Source organism: Paenibacillus sp. fava2 (assembly GCF_058313675.1).
The window spans coordinates 4,722,005-4,745,791 of record NZ_CM177755.1 but is presented as its reverse complement, the minus strand read 5'-3'; the positions used below and the strand labels follow the sequence as shown (position 1 = coordinate 4,745,791).

Annotated in this window: 22 protein-coding genes; 17 read left to right on the top strand and 5 right to left on the bottom strand. The window is 53.6% G+C overall.

All coding sequences use genetic code 11. The features are described 5' to 3' along the window. The first annotated feature begins 7 nt into the window (after positions 1-7). Both AC4G46_RS20830 and AC4G46_RS20825 read left to right on the top strand, forming a co-directional pair. Positions 8-1,981 carry a WG repeat-containing protein gene (locus AC4G46_RS20830; RefSeq protein WP_491124393.1) on the top strand — a complete coding sequence of 658 codons (1,974 nt, stop codon included), beginning with the start codon at positions 8-10 and terminating at the stop codon, positions 1,979-1,981. Between the two features lie 260 nt (positions 1,982-2,241). Further along, positions 2,242-2,997, top strand: coding sequence for a CAP domain-containing protein (locus AC4G46_RS20825; protein WP_491124392.1), 756 nt, complete (start codon positions 2,242-2,244; stop codon positions 2,995-2,997). Between the two features lie 114 nt (positions 2,998-3,111). Here the strand turns inward: AC4G46_RS20825 and AC4G46_RS20820 are convergent, their stop codons facing one another. Further along, on the bottom strand, positions 3,112-4,089 hold the full coding sequence (locus AC4G46_RS20820) for a zinc dependent phospholipase C family protein (protein WP_491124391.1): 978 nt from the start codon (positions 4,087-4,089) through the stop codon (positions 3,112-3,114). A 197-nt stretch (positions 4,090-4,286) separates the two neighbouring features. Between AC4G46_RS20820 and AC4G46_RS20815 the strand changes: the two genes are divergently transcribed. The 6 genes from AC4G46_RS20815 (at position 4,287) to AC4G46_RS20790 (ending at position 12,927) form a co-directional block, all read left to right on the top strand. Next, positions 4,287-5,228: a GDSL-type esterase/lipase family protein gene (locus AC4G46_RS20815; protein ID WP_491124390.1), complete on the top strand. Its 942-nt coding sequence runs from the start codon at positions 4,287-4,289 to the stop codon at positions 5,226-5,228. 50 nt (positions 5,229-5,278) lie between these two features. Next, positions 5,279-6,259 carry an ABC transporter ATP-binding protein gene (locus tag AC4G46_RS20810; protein WP_491124389.1) on the top strand — a complete coding sequence of 327 codons (981 nt, stop codon included), beginning with the start codon at positions 5,279-5,281 and terminating at the stop codon, positions 6,257-6,259. Continuing rightward, positions 6,252-7,241, top strand: coding sequence for an ABC transporter permease (locus AC4G46_RS20805; protein WP_068726255.1), 990 nt, complete (start codon positions 6,252-6,254; stop codon positions 7,239-7,241). The genes AC4G46_RS20810 and AC4G46_RS20805 overlap by 8 nt, the downstream gene beginning before the upstream one ends. A 69-nt stretch (positions 7,242-7,310) precedes the next feature. Beyond that, positions 7,311-9,293 carry a DNA topoisomerase IV subunit B gene (gene parE / locus AC4G46_RS20800; protein WP_491124388.1) on the top strand — a complete coding sequence of 661 codons (1,983 nt, stop codon included), beginning with the start codon at positions 7,311-7,313 and terminating at the stop codon, positions 9,291-9,293. 548 nt (positions 9,294-9,841) lie between these two features. After that, positions 9,842-12,283, top strand: a complete 2,442-nt coding sequence (gene gyrA, locus AC4G46_RS20795) for a DNA gyrase subunit A (protein ID WP_491124387.1) — start codon at positions 9,842-9,844, stop codon at positions 12,281-12,283. A 212-nt stretch (positions 12,284-12,495) separates the two neighbouring features. After that, a complete protein-coding gene (locus AC4G46_RS20790) occupies positions 12,496-12,927 on the top strand; it encodes a MarR family winged helix-turn-helix transcriptional regulator (protein WP_068726261.1) in 432 nt (143 codons plus the stop codon). 181 nt (positions 12,928-13,108) lie between these two features. Here AC4G46_RS20790 and AC4G46_RS20785 read toward each other — a convergent pair whose 3' ends face one another. Together AC4G46_RS20785 and AC4G46_RS20780 are read right to left on the bottom strand one after the other, a co-directional pair. Beyond that, positions 13,109-13,849, bottom strand: coding sequence for an RluA family pseudouridine synthase (locus tag AC4G46_RS20785; RefSeq protein WP_491128942.1), 741 nt, complete (start codon positions 13,847-13,849; stop codon positions 13,109-13,111). A gap of 9 nt (positions 13,850-13,858) precedes the next feature. Next, positions 13,859-14,722, bottom strand: a complete 864-nt coding sequence (locus AC4G46_RS20780; RefSeq protein WP_068726265.1) for a class I SAM-dependent methyltransferase — start codon at positions 14,720-14,722, stop codon at positions 13,859-13,861. 235 nt (positions 14,723-14,957) lie between these two features. Here AC4G46_RS20780 and AC4G46_RS20775 point away from each other — a divergent pair, with 235 nt between their 5' ends. The 4 genes from AC4G46_RS20775 to AC4G46_RS20760 all read left to right on the top strand — a co-directional run bounded on the left by AC4G46_RS20775 (position 14,958) and on the right by AC4G46_RS20760 (position 17,714). Further along, positions 14,958-15,821, top strand: a complete 864-nt coding sequence (locus AC4G46_RS20775) for a helix-turn-helix domain-containing protein (protein ID WP_491124386.1) — start codon at positions 14,958-14,960, stop codon at positions 15,819-15,821. Positions 15,822-15,918: 97 nt separating this feature from the next. After that, positions 15,919-16,284, top strand: coding sequence for a VOC family protein (locus AC4G46_RS20770; RefSeq protein WP_068726269.1), 366 nt, complete (start codon positions 15,919-15,921; stop codon positions 16,282-16,284). 195 nt (positions 16,285-16,479) lie between these two features. Further along, positions 16,480-16,932, top strand: a complete 453-nt coding sequence (locus AC4G46_RS20765) for a flavodoxin (protein WP_491124385.1) — start codon at positions 16,480-16,482, stop codon at positions 16,930-16,932. 2 nt (positions 16,933-16,934) lie between these two features. Further along, entirely contained in the window at positions 16,935-17,714 is a 780-nt protein-coding gene (locus tag AC4G46_RS20760; RefSeq protein ID WP_491124384.1) for a hypothetical protein, read from the top strand. 82 nt (positions 17,715-17,796) lie between these two features. Here AC4G46_RS20760 and AC4G46_RS20755 read toward each other — a convergent pair whose 3' ends face one another. Next, positions 17,797-18,654 (bottom strand): GNAT family N-acetyltransferase, encoded by an 858-nt coding sequence (locus AC4G46_RS20755; protein ID WP_491124383.1) that lies wholly within the window; start codon positions 18,652-18,654, stop codon positions 17,797-17,799. A gap of 71 nt (positions 18,655-18,725) precedes the next feature. Beyond that, positions 18,726-19,019 (bottom strand): GNAT family N-acetyltransferase, encoded by a 294-nt coding sequence (locus AC4G46_RS20750; RefSeq protein WP_491124382.1) that lies wholly within the window; start codon positions 19,017-19,019, stop codon positions 18,726-18,728. Positions 19,020-19,333: 314 nt separating this feature from the next. Here AC4G46_RS20750 and AC4G46_RS20745 point away from each other — a divergent pair, with 314 nt between their 5' ends. From AC4G46_RS20745 to AC4G46_RS20725, 5 genes are all read left to right on the top strand, one after another. Then, complete coding sequence (locus tag AC4G46_RS20745; RefSeq protein ID WP_491124381.1) at positions 19,334-19,951, top strand: 50S ribosomal protein L25; 618 nt, start codon at positions 19,334-19,336, stop codon at positions 19,949-19,951. Positions 19,952-20,221: 270 nt separating this feature from the next. Beyond that, positions 20,222-20,368, top strand: a complete 147-nt coding sequence (locus AC4G46_RS20740) for a hypothetical protein (RefSeq protein WP_491124380.1) — start codon at positions 20,222-20,224, stop codon at positions 20,366-20,368. Positions 20,369-20,380: 12 nt separating this feature from the next. Next, the gene (locus AC4G46_RS20735) at positions 20,381-20,734 is read left to right on the top strand and encodes a cupin (RefSeq protein ID WP_491124379.1); all 354 of its coding nucleotides are present in this window, start codon (positions 20,381-20,383) and stop codon (positions 20,732-20,734) included. A 101-nt stretch (positions 20,735-20,835) separates the two neighbouring features. Then, positions 20,836-21,723: an SMP-30/gluconolactonase/LRE family protein gene (locus tag AC4G46_RS20730; protein WP_491124378.1), complete on the top strand. Its 888-nt coding sequence runs from the start codon at positions 20,836-20,838 to the stop codon at positions 21,721-21,723. 1,103 nt (positions 21,724-22,826) lie between these two features. Further along, entirely contained in the window at positions 22,827-23,786 is a 960-nt protein-coding gene (locus AC4G46_RS20725) for an ABC transporter permease (RefSeq protein ID WP_491124377.1), read from the top strand. Position 23,787: the final 1 nt, after the last annotated feature.

Below are 23,787 nucleotides of genomic sequence, written 5' to 3'. Positions count from 1 at the left end.
GACGGGAATGCTGAGGATTAAGCTGAATGAGCTGTCAAAAGGAGCGGACAACGGGCTGCTGCAGACGGAAGTGTGGAAATGGGACGGGATCGGCTGGAATGAATATGTGGCCCAGCAGGACGAGGATTTCATCCGGGCGGATGACGAGCTGTTTGTTACGCTGCCCGCAGAGGCCGGGCTCTACCGGGTAGATTACTACATTAAGCCACTGGAGTTGCTGGAACCGTTCGATGTGCTGGACGCAGAGGCTGCAGGCGGTCTGCGGGCAGAAGTGCTGCATCCGGCCCCTTTTAAGACCAAGGAAGGTACGCTGTGGGGCTACATCAACAATGAAGGGCGGACCGCAATTGAACCCAGATACGAGTACGCCGAGGAATTTCAGGAGAACGGCCTGGCAATTGTACAGCGCAAGAACAGCAGCGGGCTGATTGACAGCAGCGGACGCGAAAAGGTCAAACCCTACTACTCCTTTATCGCTCCGTTTGTCGAAGGCAGGGCGGTCGTGTCGGATGCCAAAGGCTATACGTTGATCGATGAGAAGGGCAGGGAAGTCACTGCGGCGCGGTTTGATTATCTGAATTCGCTGCATGAGGGGCGGGCGCTTTTTTCCAGGCAAAGTACTACAGCTGGCGGTTCCCGCTACGGATACATTGATGCGCAGGGCAAGGAAGTGCTGCCAGCCGTTTATCTGGATGCAAGTGATTTCATGAATGGAACCGCTCTGGTAAAAACCGCCGAAGGCGAATATGCGCTGATTGATAAGGACGGCACGGTGCTGCATACGTATAAACACGCTTTTGTAGGGAATCCGGGCGACGGGCTGCTGGCCTATCAGGAGACAGAGAACGGTAAATACGGCTATCTGAACCTGAACGGCAGTGTCGCGATCAAGCTTCAATTTACGTCCGCGCTGCCGTTTTCGGAAGGGCGGGCGGTGATCAACACAGCGGAGAATTACGGTAACGCCTACGGGCTGATTGATAAGCAGGGCAAGCAGATCATCCCGGCCACCTATTACGAGGTACAGCAGCTGGGCGAAAACCGTGTCGCGCTGGGAACCCCGGTCTATGCCGACCAGCCGTACCGCGGGTCCCGCTATGTCATTGCAGATGCTGTTACCGGCAGAATTCTCAGCAATCATCCGCTGCTCGGGGTGAACAATTACCAGCACGGGCTGGCCTCCGTCTACGATGCCAAAGATACTTACTTTATCGATAAAAGCGGAAAAAGAGCATCACAGCCGCCCGTCATCGCCGGTTCCGGCACCTTATCCTTCAGCGGCAGCCTGATCCGCGCGGATATTGATCAGCGCACTGCGTATTATGACCGCAAAGGCAAACAGGTGTGGCGGCAGAACGGCGTCATCCCGCTCCGGCCTCCTTACTCTGTACTGGAGAAGAAATATAAGCCGAACAGAGACTATCTTGTCTATTATCCGGTCATTGAAGGCATTGCGGACATTGAGGTGTCCAAGGCCGTCAACAGCAGGCTGCGCAGCCTATCCAAGGCTGAAGGTGTTTCAAGCGATGCCTCAGGTCAGGATTTCAGCTACACCGGGGATTTTGCCGTGGAATTTTTCCGTAAAAACCTGCTTGTGCTGGAGCTCAGCGGCTACAATTACCCGTTCGGTGCAGCGCATGGTATGCCTACTATGCTGTATGAGCATGTCAATCTGCGCAGCGGCAGATTTTATACGCTCAGTGACCTGTTTAAACCCGGCAGCAGATATGTTGAAAAGCTCAGTGAGATCGTCGGCAAGCAGATTGCGAATGACCCGCAGTATTCTTATGTTTTTCCGGATACGTATAAGGGCATTACGGCAGATCAGCCGTTTTATGTGGATGAGGATGCGCTGTACCTGTATTTTGCGCCTTATGAGATCGCTCCATACTCCGCCGGCTTCCCGACCTTCCGGATTCCGTATGCAGAGATTATGGGCCTAATTTCGACCGAAGGCGATTTCTGGCAGTCCTTTCATTAAACAATATAAACAGCAGGGCCGATAAATAGAATAGCAAGCTTTACAAGCAACGAAGACTGCTTCCTGTGATCCGGGAGGCGGTCTTTTGAAGATATAATTGGACAAGCTTTTCTCTAAAGCTTGCAATGTAAATAATTAGCAGCGCACAGCTGATAGTTTTATGCTACAATGACTGAGGAAGAAATGACAACTTTGTAATAATTGGTGCCCATATACTTGCAGCACTGCAAATACTACAACAAGAACAAGGAGATGGCATAATGAAGAGCAAAACGGTAAAAGCAATGATCGGTGGAAGTATAGCAGCGGTGATGGCGCTGAGCATTTCGCTGCCGTCACAGGCTGATGCAGCAACCGGGACTACTACGGTAGAGAACAATCCAAGCTTTGCCCAATTCGTTCAATACTTCGCTCAATATAGCAACAAGGCATTTTATTTTAACGGAAATACCGTAACGGTATCGAAGTTCAAGCCGCCGGTTGTGCCTGCGGCAACTGCAGCACCGGCAGCTACCGCTACACCTGCTCCAACCGCTAAGCCTGCGGCAACAGCGGCACCGGCAGCAACTGCGAAGCCGTCAGCAACCGCCAAGCCAGCAGCAACACCGGCAGCGACAGCCGCACCGGCTGCAACTGCATCCACACAGTCTTCTTATGTGAAACAAGTTGTAGACCTGGTGAATAAAGAGCGCGCTGCAGCCGGATTGTCTCCGGTGGCAGCCCTGGACAGCCTGAACAAAGTAGCAGCTGCCAAGGCGACGGATATGCGTGTTAACAATTACTTCTCCCACACTTCGCCTACGTACGGATCGCCTTTTGACATGATGAAGTCCTTTGGAATAACCTACCAGGCAGCCGGTGAGAACATCGCCATGGGCCAGAAGACACCGCAGGAAGTAATGACCGCGTGGATGAACAGTGCGGGTCACCGTGCCAACATTCTTAGCGCTAACTTTAACTACATCGGAGTAGGGTTCGATAATAACTACTGGGTGCAGGAATTCATCGGTAAATAAGTCTCGTAACGCCCACACACTATAAATACAGCAAGAATACAAAAGGACTGCCTGGACAAGCCGCCTAAACGGCTCACTCCAGCGCAGTCCTTTTTTGGACGGAATCCTGGGAGTTCAGGAAATGCCTGCCTCCCAGATCGGCTCGGCATGCAGATTCTTCAGCCGGCTGCTGCATTCCTTGCCTGTGTCGTAGGAGCGGTCACCCAGCACCTGCACGAAATACCCCTGAGCCCGGGCCGCCTCCGCTGCTGACGGGCTGTTCAGCCATGAGGCGAGCGCCCGCAGGACAGTCCGTCCTTCTGCCAGCGCCTGCTCCCACAAGTCCCAGACACTTTCGGTGCGCACCTCGGAATAAAGGGCGGAATGCCGCCACTCGCCATGCCTTTCGTTTAAGTAATCAAGCTGCTCTTCAGCAGGGGACAGCGGCCGGGAAAAGAGCCGGAGGGCTTTGCCGCGCAGCAGTGATTTCTTCCAGCCTCTGGGATCGTACAGGAACTTATGGGCCAGCAGCATATCCAGATAGGCTTCGTCCCACATCTCGCGTGGAATTCTGCCGGTATCGGGATACCAGCGGGAAGCCGTGTCGTGAAGAATGCCGTGCACGCTGAAGGGCAGATGTGAGCCTACATTGATTTGCTTCCAGGCTGCGTGCAGCCAGTTATCCATCTGCTTCAGCGACTTCATGAACAAAGTGTCCAGCACAATCTCAAAGCGCTGGTGATTCCGGTGCTCATAGCCTGCCTTCCAGTTGATATAAGGATGAAGATTGCGGTCAAGCAGATGATGGGTGATGAACCCGAGAAAGTACTGCTGGGCTTCCCTGCGCTCTCCGGCAGGCAAGGCTAAAGTCCGCTCCCAGAATTCCACCAGCACCGGGCCGCAGTGCTCTGTATGCATGACATCGCCGAGCCGGAGCGCCCGGGTTTCTTTTTTCCAGGGAAAAAAACGGTGATACAGCAGAAAATCAGGCCCCTGGCAGCCCAGCTGAAACAGCTCGGGATGTATTTTGAAGTCATCGAGAAAAGCAAATTCCCCTTGAAGCTCTGCTGCAAGCTGTTTTCCGTACTCCAGATGCATCCAAATGTTAGGCATTCTCCCACCCCTCAGACTCGTTAGTTTTCTCCAGCATACAGCCTGAATATTAAAAGAAAGTGAAAACGGGTTACCTGCATTGTAATGCCTCCTGCTTATTTGCAAATTGTGTATAGAAGAATTATGTTTATTTACATACGTTAAGAAGTTTGTAAAATGTGGAACAATGGAGAATAGAGGCATACGGAGGGATTGCTTTGAAGGATGCAAAATGGACCTGGCGCAGTGTAAGCCTGATTTCTGTCGCGGCTACACTTCTTTTAATTGTGGGCTTTGTATATGCAATAGGCGATATTATCAATCCCCGTGGGGAGGCACTGACCGGATCACTGCCGCAGGAGACTGCAACCCCGGTACCGGCCGCAGCAGGTGAAGTGAAGATTCTGGCCCTGGGCGACTCGCTGGCCAAAGGCACCGGGGACAACAGCGGCAGCGGTTTTGTCAGACGGACGCTGGACGGGCTGACAAAGGGTGGAGGCCAGGCCCAGCTGCTTGGCAATATGGGAATTAACGGTCTGACTACTGCCGGGCTGCAGACGAAGCTGCAGGAGGAAGGCGTCCAGTACGCGCTTCGTCAGGCGAGCGTTGTATTGGTGTCCATCGGCGGCAACGACCTGTTCCGCGGCTCGGATATTCTGGGTAACGGGACCGGGGGAGATGCAGGCCCTGCGGGAGCAGATCAGGCTCCGGCTGAAGATACTGAGGGCAGCACCGGCACAGTGCAGCCCGGCGGCGTTCTTGACGGGAAGCCTAGTGCGCTTGTTACCTCTACTCCGAAGCCGAATGAAGATGAGCTGACACCGGAAGCGCTGCTGGCTGCCCTGCCGGATGCGGCAAAGCGGCTGGGAGAGATTCTGGAGACCATTGCCGGGATTAATCCGGAAGCGCAGGTCTATTATGTGGGATTGTATAATCCCTTTGGCGATATAGAAGATCTGCTTGTGCCGGGCAATCAGGCGGTGACAGCCTGGAACAGTGCGGCGATGGACATCATCAACACGCACAGCAATATGACGCTTGTTCCGACCTTTGATTTGTTTAACCGCCATTTGGACAAGTACCTCTCAAGTGATCATTTTCACCCGAACGGTGACGGCTACCAGCGGATCAGCGAGCGGATTGTACAGGCTATAAGGTAATAATGGAATCCAATAAGACCAGAATGAACGTCAGCAAGGAGCTGTGGTATATGGCAAAAGAGAGAGGCGCTGAGCCCGCAGATATTGTGTTGTCCGTAAAAGGTGTCCGCAAAAAAATCAGCCGCAAATGGATCATAGACGATGTCACCTTTGACGTGAAGGAAGGGGAGATCTTCGGGTTTCTGGGGCCGAACGGCGCCGGCAAAACGACTACCATCCGGATGCTCGTCGATCTGATCCGTCCGACAGAGGGCACTATTACCGTCTGCGGCTATAACGTTAACCGTAATCCTGAAAAAGCGCTCCAATACGTAGGGTCGATCGTGGAGAATCCGGAGGTCTACACCTATCTGACCGGCTGGGAAAATCTGCAGCATTTTGCCCGGATGCAGCCGGGAGTGGATGAGCAGCGGATTGCTGAGGTAGTGGAGATCGTCCGTCTTGACCAGCGTATTCAAGACAAGGTCAGCACTTATTCTCTGGGGATGCGGCAGCGGCTCGGTATTGCCCAGGCGCTCCTCGGGCGCCCGCGGCTGCTCATTCTGGATGAGCCGACAAACGGGCTTGATCCCAAAGGGATCAAGGAGCTGCGTGAATTTATCCGCAAGCTGGCCGAAGGCGGCCTGGCCGTATTTGTCTCTAGCCATCTGCTGAGCGAAATTCAGCTGCTGTGCGACCGGGTGGCCATTATCAGCAAGGGGCGGGTACTCGCCGTCGGCGGTGTCGATGAACTTGTCGCCCGCAACTCCCCTTATGTGCTCTGGGATCTGGCGCCGGTTCCGGCGGCCAGGGCCATTCTGGAAGAACATCCCGGTATCCGGCTGCTCGGGCTCGATGAAGTTACGCTCGACGACTCGGTTATTGCCGGAATGGGCGGGGGCTCAGTCATCACAGCCATGGACGAAGCCCTCATTCCGGAGACTGTGGCCGCGATGGTGGCGGCAGGGGTGGAGGTAAATGCCGTGCATAAAATCAATCCTACACTGGAACAGCTATTCTTGAAGCTAACGGAAGGTGAATCTATTGACTAATCTGCTTCCGCTCATCCGCAATGAGTGTACCAAAATAATAAAAAAGAAGCGCTTCTATGTTATTCTGCTGATTCTGCTTGTGCTGGTGCCGATGTTTACCTATGCGCAGATGCGGATTGCCGAGCGCAGCCGGGACAAGTTCAACTCGGACTGGCGGCTGGAGATCCAGCAGCGGATCACCGATAACCAGAATTCACTCAGCAGCGACCGGATTCCGGAGGAATGGAAATCATACCGGAGGATTTTTATCCAGCAGCTGCAGTATTATCTGGACCATGATGTCAATCCCAATGAGCCGAGCGGGGTCACCTTTACCCGTGAGTTTCTCGATAATTCGGTTTCCCTGTTCATTCCGCTGCTAATTATGGCGGTTGCTTCGGATCTGGTGTCCGGTGAACGGACGACGGGCACCATCAAAATGCTGCTGACCCGCCCGGTCAGACGCTGGAAGGTGCTCTTCAGCAAAATGGCAGCACTGCTCATGTTCGTGTCCCTGATCGTGCTTTCGGTATTTGTGATCAGCTACCTGATATCCGGGCTTGCTTTTGGCTATAAGGGCTTTAATATTCCGGTGTTCACCGGCTTTCAGCTGAGCGGAGATACCGTTGATATGAGCGGTGTGCATTCAGTGCCACAGTGGAAGTACCTGCTGATGCAGGGCGGGCTGATCTGGTTCGTTAGCGTGGTTGTTGCCCTGCTGGCCTTCATGGTTTCGGTTCTGGTGCGCAGTACGGCTGCGAGCATCGTAGTGATGATGGCGGCACTGATTGCCGGAACAATCCTGACGAACATGGCTGCAGCCTGGTCGACCGCGAAGTATTTGTTCATGGTCAATCTGGGCCTCACCGGTTATTTAGCCGGTACGCCTGCGCCGATTGAGGGAATGACACTGCCCTTTTCACTGGCGGTATTGTCGGTTTGGGGGCTCGCCGCGATAATCATTTCATTCGCCGTCTTTACGAAACGGGATATTTTGAATTAGAATGTACAAAGTGAACGAAAACGTTTGTTTGCATTTCAGAGTAAGTGAGATAAAGAAGGAGGAGCATGAATGCTCGAACAGATCGATATGTTTGCAAAAGTCTCCAAGGACGGCGAAGCAGGCCGGACCGGATACGATGCTGACGACATTCAGGTGCTCGAAGGTCTGGTTGCGGTCCGCAAACGGCCCGGCATGTATATCGGCAGTACGAGTTCTTCGGGACTGCACCATCTTGTATGGGAAATCGTGGATAACGCCGTTGATGAGCATTTAGCCAAATTTTGTTCCAAAATTGATATTACATTGCGTAAGGACGGTTCGGTTACCGTCATTGATAACGGGCGGGGGATCCCGACCGGAATGCACAAAACGGGAGTGCCTACGCCGCAGGTTGTATTTACGATTCTGCATGCAGGCGGTAAATTCGGCGGCTCCGGCTACAAAAAATCGGGCGGGCTGCACGGCGTAGGCGCTTCTGTCACCAACGCCCTGTCCGAGTGGCTGGAGGTTGAGATTTACCGTGACGGTAAAACCCACCGCCAGCGGTTCGAATACTGGGTGGACAAGAGCGGCAAGGAGCATGTAGGCGAGCCTGTAACCGGCCTCGAGGTTCTCGGAAATACGAACAAGACCGGTACGAAGATCACCTTCAAGCCGGATATTCGCGTCTTCGCAAACGGCATTGCCCTGAACTACGACACGCTTGCGGAACGGGTGCAGGAGATCGCCTTTCTGAACTCGGGTCTGCGGATCACCCTGAATGACGAGCGCAGCGGACGCCAGGATGAATACTTCTACGAAGGCGGCGCCAGCCAGTTCGTGCAGTTCCTGAACGAAGGCAAGGATACGCTGCATGACGTCATCCACTTCAGTTCGGAGAAGGATGAGATCGAGGTTGAGGTAGCATTGCAGTATAACGCAGGTTATACCGAAACGCTGGCCTCGTTCGTCAACTCCATTCCTACCCGCAGCGGCGGAACCCACGAGACCGGGTTCAAGACGGCCTATACGCGCGTATTGAATGATTACGCCCGCCGGACACAGCTCCTGAAGGAGAAGGACAAGAACCTCGAGGGTAACGATCTGCGCGAAGGCATGATGGCCGTTATCAGCGTCAAGATGGCTGAGGTCGAATTCGTCGGCCAGACCAAGGATCAGCTAGGCAGCGCCTCTGCCCGCAGCGCCGTCGATTATATCGTGGCCGAGAACATGGCCCGTTTCCTTGAAGAGAACCCGCAGGTCGCCCAGAGTCTGCTGAAGAAGTCGATTCAGGCGTCCAAGGCCCGTGAAGCGGCGCGCAAGGCGAGAGACGAGATCCGCAGCGGCAAGAAACGCAGCGAGAGCTCGAATCTCGGCGGAAAGCTGTCTCCGGCCCAGTCGAAGGATGTTACACGCACCGAGCTGTTCATCGTCGAAGGGGATTCCGCCGGCGGATCAGCCAAACAGGGCCGTGATTCCAAGATTCAGGCGATTCTGCCGCTGAAGGGCAAGCCGATGAATCCGGAGAAGGCCAAGCTGCTTGATATTCTGAAGAATGATGAATACAAGGCGATTATTTCAGCGATCGGTGCCGGGATCGGCCCGGATTTTGCCGTAGAGGACAGCAATTATTCCAAAATCATTATCATGACTGACGCCGACACAGACGGCGCACATATCCAGGTGCTGCTGCTGACTTTCTTCTACCGTTACATGAAGCCGCTGATTGATGCCGGCAAGGTTTTCATCGCCCAGCCGCCGCTGTACAAGCTGACCCGCAAATCGGGCAAGCTGGAAACCGTACGCTATGCCTGGAGTGATGAAGAGCTGCAGAACTACCTGAAGGAGTTCGGCAAGAATTTCGAGCTGCAGCGCTACAAGGGACTCGGCGAGATGAACCCCGATCAGCTCTGGGAGACAACGATGAACCAGGACACCCGGACCCTGCTCCAGGTGCAGATTGAGGATGCCGCCAAGGCGGAGCGCCGCGTCTCCACCCTGATGGGGGACAAGGTCGACCCGCGCAAGCGCTGGATTGTTGAGAATGTTGATTTTACGGAGATCATTGAGTAAGAGCGGCCGTTCGTTGGCTGTTCTGCTCTGCAGTTTACGGCGGGATGTGCGTTTAACCCGCCTTTGCTTTACCCATGCCGCAGCTTCTGTGCGGCATGGATTTTAGCGGAAGTGACGATTGCTTCCGGTTTCTAAAAGCTTGATGATTAGAGGAATGGAGCAGAGTTAAAGCCTGCAAGGCGGCAACGTTCGCCTTTATTCTTGAATTTCAACCTTGCTATAAAGATTCAACTTTTATACTTTTATTAGGAGAAGTGGCGGAAGGGAATTTTGGAACTGTAGGAGCGAATGCGACCGCCTTTGTCTGCGGATTTCAACCGCGAACAGCGGATTAAATCAGGAAATCTGCAGACAACAGCGGCCGGAAGTCCAAACATTCTCTGGAGTCACGGCAAAGCCCAAATAAGAAATCTATAAGTTAATCTGTATAGCGGACAATAATGTAGATTCAAGAATAACAGCGGTTGCAAGTCCAGACTTTCTGCGGAATGACGATAATCATCAGACTTTTTTTAACGGGATAGATTGAGGAACAGAAGGTGAGCCAAGTGAGCAGTTTATCAGAACAATTTTCGCCGGCTTTTCTGGAAGAGGTCGTCGGTGACCGCTTTGGCCGGTATTCCAAATATATTATTCAGGACCGGGCGATTCCCGATGTACGCGACGGGCTGAAGCCCGTGCAGCGCCGGATTCTGTATGCGATGTACGACTCGGGCAATACCCCGGACAAGCCGTACCGTAAATCGGCCAAGACCGTCGGTGACGTTATGGGTAACTACCATCCCCACGGGGACTCCTCCATCTACGATGGTATGGTCCGCATGGCCCAGCCATGGAAAATGGGGCATGTCCTGGTAGACGGACACGGCAACTGGGGCTCGATGGATGATGACCCGGCAGCTGCGATGCGTTATACTGAAGCCCGTCTGTCGCCGATTGCGATGGAGATGATGCGCGATATTGAGAAGCGCACGGTCCTGTTCAAGGACAACTTTGATAATACCGCGAAGGAACCGGTAGTGGTGCCATCGCGTTTTCCGAACCTGCTGGTCAACGGAACAAGCGGGATTTCTGCCGGCTTTGCGACAGAGATCCCGCCGCATAACCTGCGTGAAGTGATCGACGCCTGTATTGCCGTCATGCAGAAGCCGGATATTTCGCTGGAGGACATCATGACCTTTATCAAAGGTCCCGATTTCCCGACCGGCGGTACGATCATGGGCGGCGACGGAATTATGGACGCTTACCGCACCGGCAAAGGGCGGATTTACCTGCGCTCCAAGACCGAGATCGAGAACCTGCGCGGCGGCAAGCAGCAGATTGTCATTACCGAGGTGCCGTTCCAGATCGTAAAATCGCGGCTGGTTACCTCGATGGAGAATATCCGGCTGGAAAAGAAGATCGACGGCATCGCGGAAGTCCGCGATGAGAGCGGCCGGGAAGGCCTGCGCATTGTAGTCGAGCTGAAGAAGGATGCCGATGCCCAAGGTGTTCTGGCTTACTTGCTCAAAAAGACTGATCTGCAGGTTACGTATAACTTCAACATGGTTGCCATTGTGAACAAGGCGCCGCAGCAGCTTGGCCTCAAAGCGATCCTGGAGGCTTATATCGCCCACCAGCGCGAGGTGGTCACCCGCCGCACCCAGTTTGACCTGGAGCGGGCAGAGGACCGTGCGCATGTGCTGGAGGGACTGGTCAAGGCGCTTAATATCCTTGACGAGGTCATTGCAGCAATCAAGGCCTCCAAGAACCGCCAGGATGCCCAGAACAACCTGGTCTGGATGTTCGGCTTCAGTGAGCGCCAGGCAGATTCAATTCTTACTCTGCAGCTGTACCGCCTGACAAATCTGGAGATTCATTCATTGCAGAAAGAACTGGATGAAATGATGGCCCGGATCAACACATTGAACGGTATTCTGAACAGTGACAAGAAGCTGATTGCCGTTATCCGCAAGGAACTGCTGGAAATCCGCGATAAATACGGCATTGACCGCCGCTCGCTGATCCAAGGCGAAGTTGAAGAATTGAAGGTCAGCCTTGAAGTGCTGGTTAACGCAGAAGATGTGCTTGTAGCGCTGTCAGCCGACGGCTATATCAAGCGGACCGGCATGCTGTCCTTTACCCGCTCCGGCGGTGAACGCAATGCTTCCGGAGTCAAGGACGGCGATCATATCGTCAGGCTGCTCGACCTCAATACCCGGGACAGCCTGCTTGTCTTCACCCGCAAAGGACAGTACTTCCTGCTTCCGGTTCACCAGATACCGGAATTTAAGTGGAAGGAGCCGGGGACGGCAATTGTCAACGTCATCAGCCTCGCCAAGGGGGACAGCGTTGTAAGCATGCTGCCGGTGGGCAATCTGGACGATCCGCAGTCCAGCCTTGTATTTGTTACCCGCAAGGGCCAGGTAAAGCGTACGGAGCTCAAGGAGTATTCTACCAGCCGCTCAGGGGCTGTAGCCGCCTGCAAGGTTGCTGAAGGCGATGAGATCATTACAGTAGCGCTCAGCAGCGGGGACAAGGACATTGTGCTGGTGAGCCGTGATGGAATGTGTATCCGTTTCAAGGAAAGCGAAGTGAACCCGATGGGCCGTGTGGCCAGCGGAGTTAGAGGTATCCAGCTGCGTGAAGGTGACGAAGTGGTCTCCTGCTTCTGGGTGAGTGAAGATGAGGGAGAGATCCTTGCTGTTACAGATATCGGTTACGCCAAGCGAAGTCTGCTAGTAGATTACCCTTCCCAGAGCCGCGGCGGCAAGGGGATGCCGACCTTTGAGTTCAAGGAAGGCAAGCGTGTTAAACCGAACGGCAGCCGGATCGCCGGCGCGTTCCACTGCAAGGAGCCGGTGGAGCTGGTGGCCATTACCCGCGACGGGCAGGTACACACCTTCTCATCCGAATCGGCACCGCTTGGCGAACGGCGCTCCATAGGCAAGGCAATGGTTACAGTGGAGAAGAAGGATGAGATTATTACGCTTTTCCCGGCCATTAAATAACGGAATAAAGCCGGTTAAGATGATCTAAATGTTTAACGGCGCATGTGCAGCTTTGTTGGAAGCTGAGACATGCGCCGTTTTATTTTTTAATGCTGCAGGCAGGTCTTCCGGACTGTTTCAGAATTATTTTTTTGTTTAGCAGGAAATGGAATTTATTTCTCGAAAATGTAGATATACCGGATTGAGATCCGCAGGGAAAGGAAGGAATAAGTGTGCACTCCTCTGAATTCAGTAAAATCTGGCACAAAATCTTAAAGGACTACAAATTACATATGGACAGCAACCTTGCCCCTACACTGACTGATGCCCAGCTCACCGTATTGGAACTGCTGCAGGAAAGAGATGCGATGAAGCCTTCTGATCTGGCACCTCATCTGGCGACCAGCCCGGCGGCAGTAACGATGCTGCTTGACCGGATGGAGAAGAACGGACTGATCGTACGCGAACGCGATGCGGCAGACCGGCGGATTGTCTGGGTGAGCATTACCGAGGTGGGCCGGAAGGAAGCAGCGCGCGGATTAAAAGTGCGGAGTGATTTTTTCGCCGAAGCGCTCGACCCGATTTCATCGCATAACCAGCAGCTTCTGCTGTATCTGATGGGGAAGATGGCGGTAGCCCCGGCGCCTGAAAGTATGACACCGTAAACTCTGATTTTATACAGTTCATCTACTTTGGGAATCGAAGATCGTGTGCGTTAACGGATTAGATGACAAAATTCCACTTATACAGAGCTTAAGCAGTATTCTTATTGTAACGGTTGACGCGTACAGCAAAGTGCGTGCGCCGGATTGATAGCGCCAAGCCCTCAAATCAAACAGGCCATCCTCAGCGGATGGCCTGTTTCTGTACCTGCTGCGGCCACAGGTCCCAGGGATGGGCCTGCGGGGGCAGCGAGATGAGTTCTATATCTTCTTTGGTAACCGGGTGCGGGAAGCCGACAACAGCCGACCAGAGGGCGATCTGCTGTCCCGGACGGTTAACGGCAGTACCGTATTTCTGGTCTCCGAACAGCGGGCACCCGATCCCGTTCAGCTGCACACGGATCTGGTGCGAGCGTCCGGTAAGCAGATCGATCTTCAGCAGGCTGTAGCCTTCTGCGGTGCCCAGCACGGTATAATCAAGGATAGCTTCCTTGCCGCCGGGTGTGCCTTTACGGACAATGGAGACGGTGTTGCTCTTCGCGTCCTTCAGCAAAGTGTTGATCAGCCGGCCCTGGGAAGCAGGCGGCTTGCCGTGGACGACGGTCAGGTACACCTTGCGGAAGGCATGGGTGCGGACGCTGTCAGACAGCCGCGAGGCAGCCTTGGACGTCTTGGCGAAGATCATGGCACCGCCGACCGGGCGGTCCAGCCGGTGCACAAGCCCCATGAAGACATTGCCGGGCTTGTTATACCGTTCCTTGATATCCTCCTTGAGCAGGCTCAGGAGATCAGGGTCGCCGGTGGCGTCTTCCTGAACAGGAATATTCACCGGCTTCACAATGCCAAGCAGATGATTGTCCTCGAACAGAATCTCAAAACGCGACTGTGCACCGGACGTTCCTTCTCCTGTACCGTTATGCTGCATATTCATGGCTTACGCCTCCCAGCGGCCCAGAATTCCGCAAGGCAGGTTCATGCCGGAGGCCGTAATCGGCAGACCGATCTCGCCAGAGGTCAGCTTGCCGCCGTAACGCTTGCCCATGGTCATTGAGAGCATATTGCGCAGAACAGTCGGCGAGATGCCGGTGGTGTAGGAATTGATCAGCATGAACAGCGGCCTGTCGCTCATGATCTCCATACAGCTTTCGAGGAACGGGTAGAGGCTGGACTCCAGCTTCCACATTTCGCCCCCGGGTCCGCGCCCGTAGGACGGCGGGTCCATAATAATGGCATCGTATTTGCTGCCGCGGCGCTGTTCCCGCTGCACGAATTTGAATACGTCGTCAGTGATGAAACGGACCGGACGTTCGCCGAGACCGGACAGCTGGATATTTTCTTTTGCCCACTGAACCATACCCTTGGCTGCATCGACATGAACAACCGAAGCTCCTGCACTGGCTGCAGCGACAGTAGCTCCGCCGGTATAAGCGAACAGGTTAAGCACAGAAATCGGACGGTTCGCACCGGCGATCTTGTCCATCATCCAGCTCCAGTTCGCGGCCTGCTCAGGGAAAAGGCCCGTATGCTTAAAATTAGTCGGACGCAGGTGGAACTTCAGCTTGCCGTAGCTGATTTTCCAGTCATCCGGAATACTCTTTTTCATTTCCCATTGTCCGCCGCCGGAGGAGCTGCGGTGATAATGTCCGTGCACATCACGCCATTTGGCTGTTTCCTGGGCCAGCGGCCAGATAATCTGCGGGTCCGGACGGCGCAGGATAATGTCGCCCCAGCGCTCCAGCTTTTCGCCGCCTCCGGTATCAATAACTTCGTAGTCTTTCCAATCGCCTGCAATATACATCATTAATCCATCCTTCAAAAATTCATTTAGATTTTATTGTACAACATTTAACAGGGCGGCTACAAACAAAAAGGTTACGAAGCAGCGGCTATTCTCAGCATACCCATCCTGTCTGCCCGGCATAATGCCTCAAACCAGTAATAGTTAGACTTTATATACTGGGATTGATTGTGTATGATCAGGAAAAGGGGAAGCAGATAATAGCGGAGATCCCAAAAAGAACGGAGGAACAGTCGTGTACAATCTGGCAGAGCTGTATTATCCGATCACCGCCAGACCGGGTGGAGCGGGGGAGTTTATCCCATGCAAGGCGCTGCGGCCATACATCCGCTGCTATTGGGGCACTGTACCAGAACCGGAAGCTGATCCTGCCGAATGCTCAGCGCTGACGGACAAGCCGGACAGCCGCCAGGCGGCACGGGAAATAATCATCCCCGATACCTGCATGGACATTATCTGGGAGTGGGATACGGCCACAGGTGCTGCCGGCGGCGTGTTTTGCGGGATCAATGATACTCCGTTTGAGGTGGACGGAGACGGGCAGACTGCAGGCAGGCAACGTTTTGCCATCCGGTTTCATTTCTGGGCTGTACATCTGTTTGCGGATGAACATCTCCGGGATGTAAAAAATTTTTACGGCGAGGTTGACCGGTATTTCAGCTCCTTCCGCAAAGAGCTTGGGGAAAGACTGGCAGCAGCCCGGACACTAACAGAGCGGATCGCCTGGGCTGAAGAGTACCTGCTGCGCCGCCTGGATAATGCGGGCAATGTCAACAACGGGCTAATGAACGCGGTACATACCCTTTTACAGGCAAAAGGAGTGAAGACGGTATCCGGGCTCTCTGCCGAATCGGTCCTCAGCAGCCGGCAGCTTGAGCGGCTTTTCCGCGATTATATCGGTATATCACCGAAACAGACAGCCGATCTGGTCAGATTTCAGAATGTGTGGCGGAATCTGTATTCTCCTGCACCGCAGTTCCGCAATATTCAGGATTTGGTCCATAGCTTCGGTTACAGCGATCAGTCCCATTTTAACAACAGCTTTAAACGGTTTGCCGGCCAGACTCCGCGGGAAGCACTGGTGTATGCGGGGAAATGAATGTCGCTTTTTTACAATACGGGGACTGCACGGGCGGTTAGAATGGATACAGTAGCCGGACAAGGCTGACAACATATATGAAAAGAGGGAGCTTTGCATGATCTCAGCATTTGAAGGTATTAATCTGTATACGAAGGACACCGCTGCTCTCGCAGCTTTCTATTCAGAGATTCTCGGAATTCCAGTTCCCTTCGAGGGATTCGGCAACAGCGACGGGGCCAAAATCGGCTTTGAGGGCGGACTGCCGGGAATTATTATCTGGGACGAGCATAAGTGGGGCAAGCATACAACAGGCGTTGTCAATCTGGTGTTCTCCTGCAGCAGCCTGGATGAGACCTACGCTGAGCTTAAAGCCCGCGGGCTTGATTGCGAGCCGCCTGTTACGATGGAATACGGGGGCAGGGAGATGAATTTCCGGGACCCGGACGGCAACGGAATTACTTTGCTTGAAGGCGCATATTAAGCAGATGATGTATCTCCGTATATAGGATAGAAAAGAGGTAACCGGACAATGGCCAGACTGAAGGGCTGCTGTCCGGTTTTTTTATATGTTGACAATGAGAATCATTATCAAATAGAATAAGGGTAATTAATCCTGGCTTCGGGGCACATTAAGGGGCCGTTATATACTTCATGCATAACTAGGGAGGACAGAATCATGGCTAAGGTGCTTGTGGCATATGCCAGCTTAACCGGTAACACGGAAGAGATCGCAGAACTGATCGCAGAGGGGATACGCCAGGCAGGCGGAGAGGCCGTTTTGAAATCGGTAACCGACTGTAATGCGGATGAGATAAATAACTATGAGGCTGTAGTGCTGGGAGCTTATACATGGGGGGACGGCGAGCTGCCTGACGAGTTCCTTGATTTCTATGAGGAGATGGATGAGCTTGATCTGGCCGGCTTCAAGGCAGCCGCATTTGGCAGCGGAGATACCGGATATTCTATTTACTGCGGTGCTGTTGACCTGATTGAAGAAAAGCTGAAGGAGCGCGGGGCAGAAATCGTGCAGGAGAGCCTGAAGATTGAATACGGCCCGAATGCAGCGGAAAAGGATAGCTGCCGGAACTTCGGACGTCAGTTTCTTGAGACCTGCGCGGCGGTTTCTTAACCATGGGCGGCGCGGCAGGAACCATAGAGACGGTAAAAGCGGAAACGCAGGTTGAACGTTACGTCAGGCTGAATGATTTCCGCATGGAGCATATCATGCTGGGCGGTGCGGAATCGCTTGCCGGCGGAGCTGCTTCGACCGGACTTCCCCGCTGGAGACAGCAGGTACAATACGCAATCGGCCACACGCTGAACGATTTCTACAGCCTGCAGCCTGCGGTGCGCCGGGAGACGCCGATTCAGTTCCTGCTGGAGCGGCGCTGGCCGCTGAGGAGCAGCGCTTTTCCGTCGCTGATGCATTATTGGGATGTAAAAACGGCGGTAGGCGATGAGTTGATGCGGCTAGCACCGGTCAATCATACACATGAGATTCCTGTCATGCTCTATGAGCAGTGGCACACGCCCGTTCCGGAGCTTGAGGTCGAGCTGGCAATGATCTTTCAGCTGGCGTGGAATTCGCAGCGCAGCGGCCGCTGCCTGAATATTCAGAAATTTATGGTATCAGGCAATGAGGATGTAATTACGGGTTTCCTGCACATGGCCAATGTGTTCTGTCATAAGGCTTACGGGCAGCCGGCGGATACGATTGAAATCTACTCGCTGCTGGACAGCCGGAGGCATATTTTTGACGGGGCAGGCGTGCCGCTTGCGGAATCACTGGATTATGTCCGGCTCCTCTCCGTCTTCCTGGAACAGGACAGAACAGCGGACAGGAATGTCAATGTGGGAGAAGGCAGAAATGAGAAGAACGAGGCCGCCCTGGGCGGGTTCGGACTGATGTAATCTGTACAGGCAGAGCCTGATCTGAAAAAGAAAGCCCCCTTTCTCCGGCAAATCTGCCGGAGAAAGGGGGCTTTGACCTGTTTTAAATAGAGCCGGTGTACCGGTAATAATCCTGCCTGTTCAGAATGACAAAGCCGCAGCTTTCGTACAGCTTCAGCGCATTCGGATTGTCCAGGGACACTTCGAGGTTCACCCCGTTGTAATTACGGCTCTCCCGTTCTATCGTCTGCTGCAGCGCACTCCGTCCGATCCCGAGGCCGCGCAGCTTCTGGTCAACAGTGAAGCCGTAAATCCAGGTCTCGTTGTTCTCGGTCCAGAGCCGCATTTTACCGGCCGGGCGGCCGTTCAGCTCGATGATGATATGCTCCTGAAGCGCTTCATGCCGCTGCTCCTCGAACATTTCCGCGGCTTCTTCCTCAGTCACATCAAACCCTGCACTGTCGAACTGGATGAGGACTGAGGATTCGTCCTCACGGGCCGGCCGCAGCGTAACCGTTCCGGCCGCAGAGCTGGCTTCCCCAGGACCCTGCAGCGTTGCCGCCGAATCCCATTTCATCTGGTATTCAGCATGATTGAACTCAAGCGGCAGTGTCTTCAGGAAGCCGGCGGCAGATGCCGAGGCCGCCGGGGCATTTAGCAGCAAGGTAGTGATGTTGCGCTTACGGATGTTATCCTGCGCAAGCTGCCATAGAGAGGTGAAGACGCCCCTGCGCCGGAAACCCGGCCGGACCATGCCGCACACCTCCATATCTCCGCCGAAGCCGTACAGGCCGATGAAGCCGACCAGCTGCCCCTCCTCGTAGGTTACGAGGTATTCTGTTCCTCCCGTGTCCGGAGTAGGGCGAAGCATATCCCAGTTCAGCTTCAGGGAGATTCCCTCATATTGCTCGCAGCGCTGCTGGAGCTCTTCAATGTCCTTTAATGTGTCAGTAGAATTCAAATCCGTTTCCTCCTCAAGTTGAGCCTTAATACGCTTAGCGATCTGCGTGCTCCTCAAGGAAACGGCCCGCTTTATGATGCGCTTCCGTCCCCGCTGAGCACGTCCGAATATTCCTTGTGCCGTTCGAACTGCTTGACGGCATAAGGGCATACCGGAATAATTTTTACACCCGCTTCACGGGCCTTTTCCACTACTTCCCGTACCAGCTTCTCGGCAGTACCTTGACCGCGCAGCTCTTTCGAGACAAAGGTATGATCAACAATCCAGTTACCTGTAGCCTCTTCCAGTCTGTATGTAATCTCGGCAAGATCTTTTCCTTCACCGGCAATATACAAACGGCCTTCACCTTGTTCAATTTGTCCCATATTCTTCACTCCTGCCTTGTAATATGGCTTTATTTTACTATTCCAAGTGACAAAAAGCGAGGTCTGGCAGCAAAAGGATGTTTACCCGGCGGCCAAACGGGGTTAATAAGAGACTAATCGGGCCTGAGCTCTGTAGGCCTTGTTTCTATCCGCAAGCTTAATTAACAAAAGCACTATTCGACGCAGCTAAGCCGGCAGCATGGACATTCATGCTTTCCGGCGGCCCACTAAACTTGGCGTACGCTTTCGAAGCGAGTTTCGTCCGAAGAGACTCACGGAAGCTGAAGCTAACCAAACTACTAGGAGGAAATATCATGAATACTACAATTCGTCTGACTGAAAGATCCGGCTCGGCTTCCGCAACGCGGAACAAAGGCTTTGTACCGGTTGTCGTCTACGGTGCAGGTTCAGATACACAATCCTTTTCGGCAGATGCCAAGGCCATTACTGAAATTGTCGGCAAAAACCCCCGGGCGATCCTCAAGGTCGAGCTCCCGGACTCCGGTACCAAAAATGCGGTAATTGCAGAAATTCAGCGCCAGCCGCTCTCCCGCAAGCTGCTGCATGTTGATCTGCATCAGATTGATATGAAATCGGAGCTGGATACCAAGGTAGCCTTTCAGTTCACAGGCGATCCTGCCGGTGTAAAAGCTGGCGGCATCCAGCAGATTGAGCTGTACGAGCTGGACATCAGAACATTGCCGGATAAGCTGACACCGACCTTTGAAGTGGACATCAGCAATCTTGAAATCGGTGACCAGCTGCTGGTATCTGACCTGCCGAAGCATGAAGGCTGGGAGATACTGACACCGGAAGACACACTGATTGTGCGGATTTCGCCGCCGGTTGTGCATGAAGATCCGGCAGAAGGCGAAGCTGCGGAGGAACCGGCAGCTGCTGCAGATGCGGACGAAGGTAAGACAGAGGCGTAATTCCCGCTTAACGGCAGGGAGTCTATAGACTGATTTTTAGAAGGAGCAGACAAACTCTTACCGGAGCTGTCTGCTCCTTTTTTGAGCGGAACGGTTCTTACGCTTGAGCAGATTTACAGCGTAACATTGTTATGTTGCGATAACGGCAAGGGGGGATCGCATGGAAGAAGAATTGATTTCCAAGAAGGAACTGCTTGAGCTGATAACCTGAAAGACGGATTTTCCCTGGATGAGCTGGCAGATAAGCTATTTAACACGCTTGCCGGGCATTTGACGAGATTTGAAGGTAAGGGCTGGGAGCTGTTTTTTATCCTGAAAATGGGCGTGGGCTTCTTTCTGCTCAGTGCAGCACCGGCACGGGAGGAAGAATGCGATCGTGAAGCAGCAGGTAAAGGTAATGAAATAGAATGCGGTTGAAGGAGCGGGAGAATGGAAATATACAGATTTGGTGAAGAGTGCGGGCGGGAAATATCGCAATTTGGTTCTGCCTTTGTAATGTCCCGGATCATTCAGACCGATAAGGCAGCGCATATCGGATGCATGTACCTGAAAGCAAACGGAATCATTGGATACCATCAGGCTGTAAGCCCGCAGCTTCTTCTCATCACGGCGGGTGAAGGTGAAGTTAAAGGGGAGAAAGACGAATACGTCAAAGTTCAGGCAGGCGATGCCGTGTTCTGGCAGAAGGAGGAGTGGCATGAAACCATTACAGCCAAAGGGTTAACCGCTCTTATAATTGAAAGTGAAGAACTGACTCCGGCATTATTTATGGCTCCAAGATAAACATATGGCATCTGGCCGCATATTGGATTCTCCCGGCGAACACAGGTAGAATAGACGGGAGAGAGCAACTAACATCAAGGAAGCTTAGGAGGATGGGCATTATGACTGATCAGGCAGAGCTGGTACTAGATGCACGGGCAGTGCTGGGCGAGGGCCCGCACTGGAATGATGCAGACAGCAAGCTGTACTGGGTCGATATCGAAGGCAAACAGCTGCGCAGCTATGATCCGGCGACAGGCAAGGAGCAGGCGGTTACATTCGCCCAGAGAATCGGTGCCGCAGTCCCTGACGCTGCGGGCGGCTGGATTCTGGCGCTTCAGGAAGGCATCTACCGGTATGACGGCAGCAATCCGGACCGGCTTGAGCAGCTGGCCGAGGTGGAACCTGAGCTGCCCGGAAACCGGCTGAATGATGCCAAGTGTGACAGCGCCGGGAGACTGTGGTTCGGCTCGATGAGCATGGGCCCGGACCGCTCCGCGGGCAGCCTGTATGTGATGGAGCGGGACTGCACGGTCCGGCAGGTACTGAGCGGTGTCGGCATCTCCAACGGCCTGGCCTGGGATGACAGTCTCAACCGCATGTACTATATTGACTCTGTGACCAGAGCGGTGGATGCGCTGGATTATGATCCGGAGTCCGGCAAGGCGAATAACCGCCGGGCAATTATTCATCTGCCAGAAGGCAAGGATGTCCCTGACGGGATGACAATTGACCGTGAAGGCATGCTCTGGGTCGCCCAGTGGGGCGGCAGCTGTGTATCGCGCTGGAATCCCCATACCGGTGAGCAGATCGGCAGAGTGGAAGTACCGGCGCTGAATGTAACTTCATGTACCTTCGGCGGTGAAGCGCTGGATGAGCTGTACATCACGACAGCGCGCAACGGGATGAGCGAAGAAGAGCTGGAGCGCTGGCCGCTGACAGGCGGGCTGTTCCGGTTCAAGCCGGGCGTGCAGGGGACTGCGGCTAATATTTTCCGGAGTGAAGGATAGGTTTGCTGATGTATGCTGCAGTGGAGGTAACGTGTAACTTGCGGCAGATACGTGTGTATGCAGTGCGGTGTAGCGGTAGCAGAACAGTTACTGGCCGGGAAATAAGCGGGGCGAACAGCATGATGCGAAAATCCTGGCTGCCAGCGCTTAGCGGAGACAGAAATATTTGTTCATATGAATCGCTTCCCGGCTAATGCAGCACAGGAAGGTAATGTTGCTCGGGAGCGTTATCTTCCAGCCTAACGATTTACATCTGGTTGACGGAATAAGTGTATTTGGTACAGCTAAAAATAGTCAACTGGCGTACATGCGTCAGATAACTGCAGATTATACAACTAAATCGGGCCGAAGCGGGCAAAAAGGACTTTTTACGGCGATATAGTTGTACGGAGTACACTTAAACGGGCGTTGGCTAGAAAATCAGGCGTTTTAGTTGTACAAAATGCAGCTATGTTGTTCGTTGAGTGGCGGGAGCGATTCTACAGCTGTCTGCTGAGCGGACTAGGTGGAAAATGGTAAACTAATTTCGGGAAACTTGCCGCAGGAGAGAAGTTAGTTGGAAAAACGATATTTAATCCTGCTCTTTTCATGCCATATGGGGCTTTATAGGTGAATCTAAGTGATGATTTTCCAGCTAATGTTTAGAAAAGCTGATAATCGGTAGAATGAAGCAGCAAATATCCAATTAGCTGCCGGAGTGCTGCTGTCTGGTGGAACTATCCAAGTTTAACGGGTGCGCAGGGTATTTGCTCAGCGGCGGCGAATCGGCAGAGATAGAGATGTGGGACCGGATACATTCAGTCTGCCTAAATTTAGTATTGAAAGCAGGCGTATTTCATTAATAAAGTCTTCAGTCAGGCTTCCCGTACAAACGGGGAGCCTTTTTGCGTGCTAAAGGATACGCGAAGCCCCCGCTGCGAAAACGGTCCACTTCCCTGCGAAATGTTCACTCACCTGCGAAAACGGTTCACTTCCCTGCGAAAATGGTCCGCAATTTCCGGACGGCTCTCCCGTAACCGGCGGCTGGTCTCTATCCCGGTTAAGCCGGGGCTTCTGCTACGATGGAAGCGTAAACAAAAATCTGGATCATAGGAGATAGAGGCATGGGAGTACCTTCTGGCAAGCTGCTGCACAGCGCCGAACCGGTCCGCCGGACCCGCGGGAAGCTACAGAACAAATATAAGCTGTTCCTGATGGCGCTGCCGTTTCTGGTGATCACTTTTATTTTTTATTATCTGCCGGTCAGCGGGTGGATCTACGCCTTCTATGATTTCATACCGGGCATTCCGCTGTCGGATACGCCGTATGTCGGGCTGAAATGGTTCCGGACAATGGTCGAGAATCCGACCCAGACCGCAGAAGTGCTGCGTGTGCTGAAAAATACGGTGGCAATGAGCTCACTCGGGCTGGTCACCTCGGTGTTTCCGGTAATCTTCGCTATTCTGCTGACAGAGATCAAGGCAGGCTGGTACCGCAAAATGGTGCAGACGCTGACGACAATCCCGAATTTTATCAGCTGGATTCTCGTCTATGCGCTGGCGTTCTCGCTGTTCTCCGTGGACAACGGCGTCGTGACCCATGCGCTGGTCCAGCTCGGGCTCGTGGATGAAGGCTTCAACTTTCTCGCTTCCAGCTCGCATGTGTGGCTGACGATGATTGCCTGGTACTGGTGGAAGTCGCTTGGCTGGGGGGCGATCCTGTATCTGGCGGCGATTGCCGGCATTGACCAGGAATTGTATGAGGCGGCAGAGGTGGACGGGGCCAGCCGGTTCCGCAAAATCTGGCATATTACCGTTCCGGGCCTAATCCCCACCTTCTTCGTGCTGCTGCTGCTCTCGATCGGGAATTTTGTGAACAACGGGATGGAGCAGTACTTCGCTTTTCAGAATGCGATGAACAAGGACACGATTGAGGTGCTGGATTTGTACGTGTACAATATCGCGTTTGCCAACAATTTTCCGTTCGCGACAGCCGTCAGCATGCTGAAATCGGTCGTCAGCGTGGCGCTGCTGTTCGCAGCCAATACTTTGTCCAAGGTTGTGCGGGACGAATCGATTATTTAAG

Excerpts from the sequence above, each read along its gene's own strand:
- AC4G46_RS20830 (WP_491124393.1), top strand. The coding sequence starts at position 8 with ATGCTGAGGATTAAGCTGAATGAGCTGTCAAAAGGAGCGGACAACGGG.
- AC4G46_RS20825 (WP_491124392.1), top strand. The coding sequence starts at position 2,242 with ATGAAGAGCAAAACGGTAAAAGCAATGATCGGTGGAAGTATAGCAGCG.
- AC4G46_RS20820 (WP_491124391.1), bottom strand. The coding sequence starts at position 4,089 with ATGCCTAACATTTGGATGCATCTGGAGTACGGAAAACAGCTTGCAGCA.
- AC4G46_RS20810 (WP_491124389.1), top strand. The coding sequence starts at position 5,279 with ATGGCAAAAGAGAGAGGCGCTGAGCCCGCAGATATTGTGTTGTCCGTA.
- parE (WP_491124388.1), top strand. The coding sequence starts at position 7,311 with ATGCTCGAACAGATCGATATGTTTGCAAAAGTCTCCAAGGACGGCGAA.
- AC4G46_RS20785 (WP_491128942.1), bottom strand. The coding sequence starts at position 13,849 with ATGCAGCATAACGGTACAGGAGAAGGAACGTCCGGTGCACAGTCGCGT.
- AC4G46_RS20780 (WP_068726265.1), bottom strand. The coding sequence starts at position 14,722 with ATGTATATTGCAGGCGATTGGAAAGACTACGAAGTTATTGATACCGGA.
- AC4G46_RS20770 (WP_068726269.1), top strand. The coding sequence starts at position 15,919 with ATGATCTCAGCATTTGAAGGTATTAATCTGTATACGAAGGACACCGCT.
- AC4G46_RS20765 (WP_491124385.1), top strand. The coding sequence starts at position 16,480 with ATGGCTAAGGTGCTTGTGGCATATGCCAGCTTAACCGGTAACACGGAA.
- AC4G46_RS20760 (WP_491124384.1), top strand. The coding sequence starts at position 16,935 with ATGGGCGGCGCGGCAGGAACCATAGAGACGGTAAAAGCGGAAACGCAG.
- AC4G46_RS20750 (WP_491124382.1), bottom strand. The coding sequence starts at position 19,019 with ATGGGACAAATTGAACAAGGTGAAGGCCGTTTGTATATTGCCGGTGAA.
- AC4G46_RS20745 (WP_491124381.1), top strand. The coding sequence starts at position 19,334 with ATGAATACTACAATTCGTCTGACTGAAAGATCCGGCTCGGCTTCCGCA.
- AC4G46_RS20735 (WP_491124379.1), top strand. The coding sequence starts at position 20,381 with ATGGAAATATACAGATTTGGTGAAGAGTGCGGGCGGGAAATATCGCAA.
- AC4G46_RS20730 (WP_491124378.1), top strand. The coding sequence starts at position 20,836 with ATGACTGATCAGGCAGAGCTGGTACTAGATGCACGGGCAGTGCTGGGC.
- AC4G46_RS20725 (WP_491124377.1), top strand. The coding sequence starts at position 22,827 with ATGGGAGTACCTTCTGGCAAGCTGCTGCACAGCGCCGAACCGGTCCGC.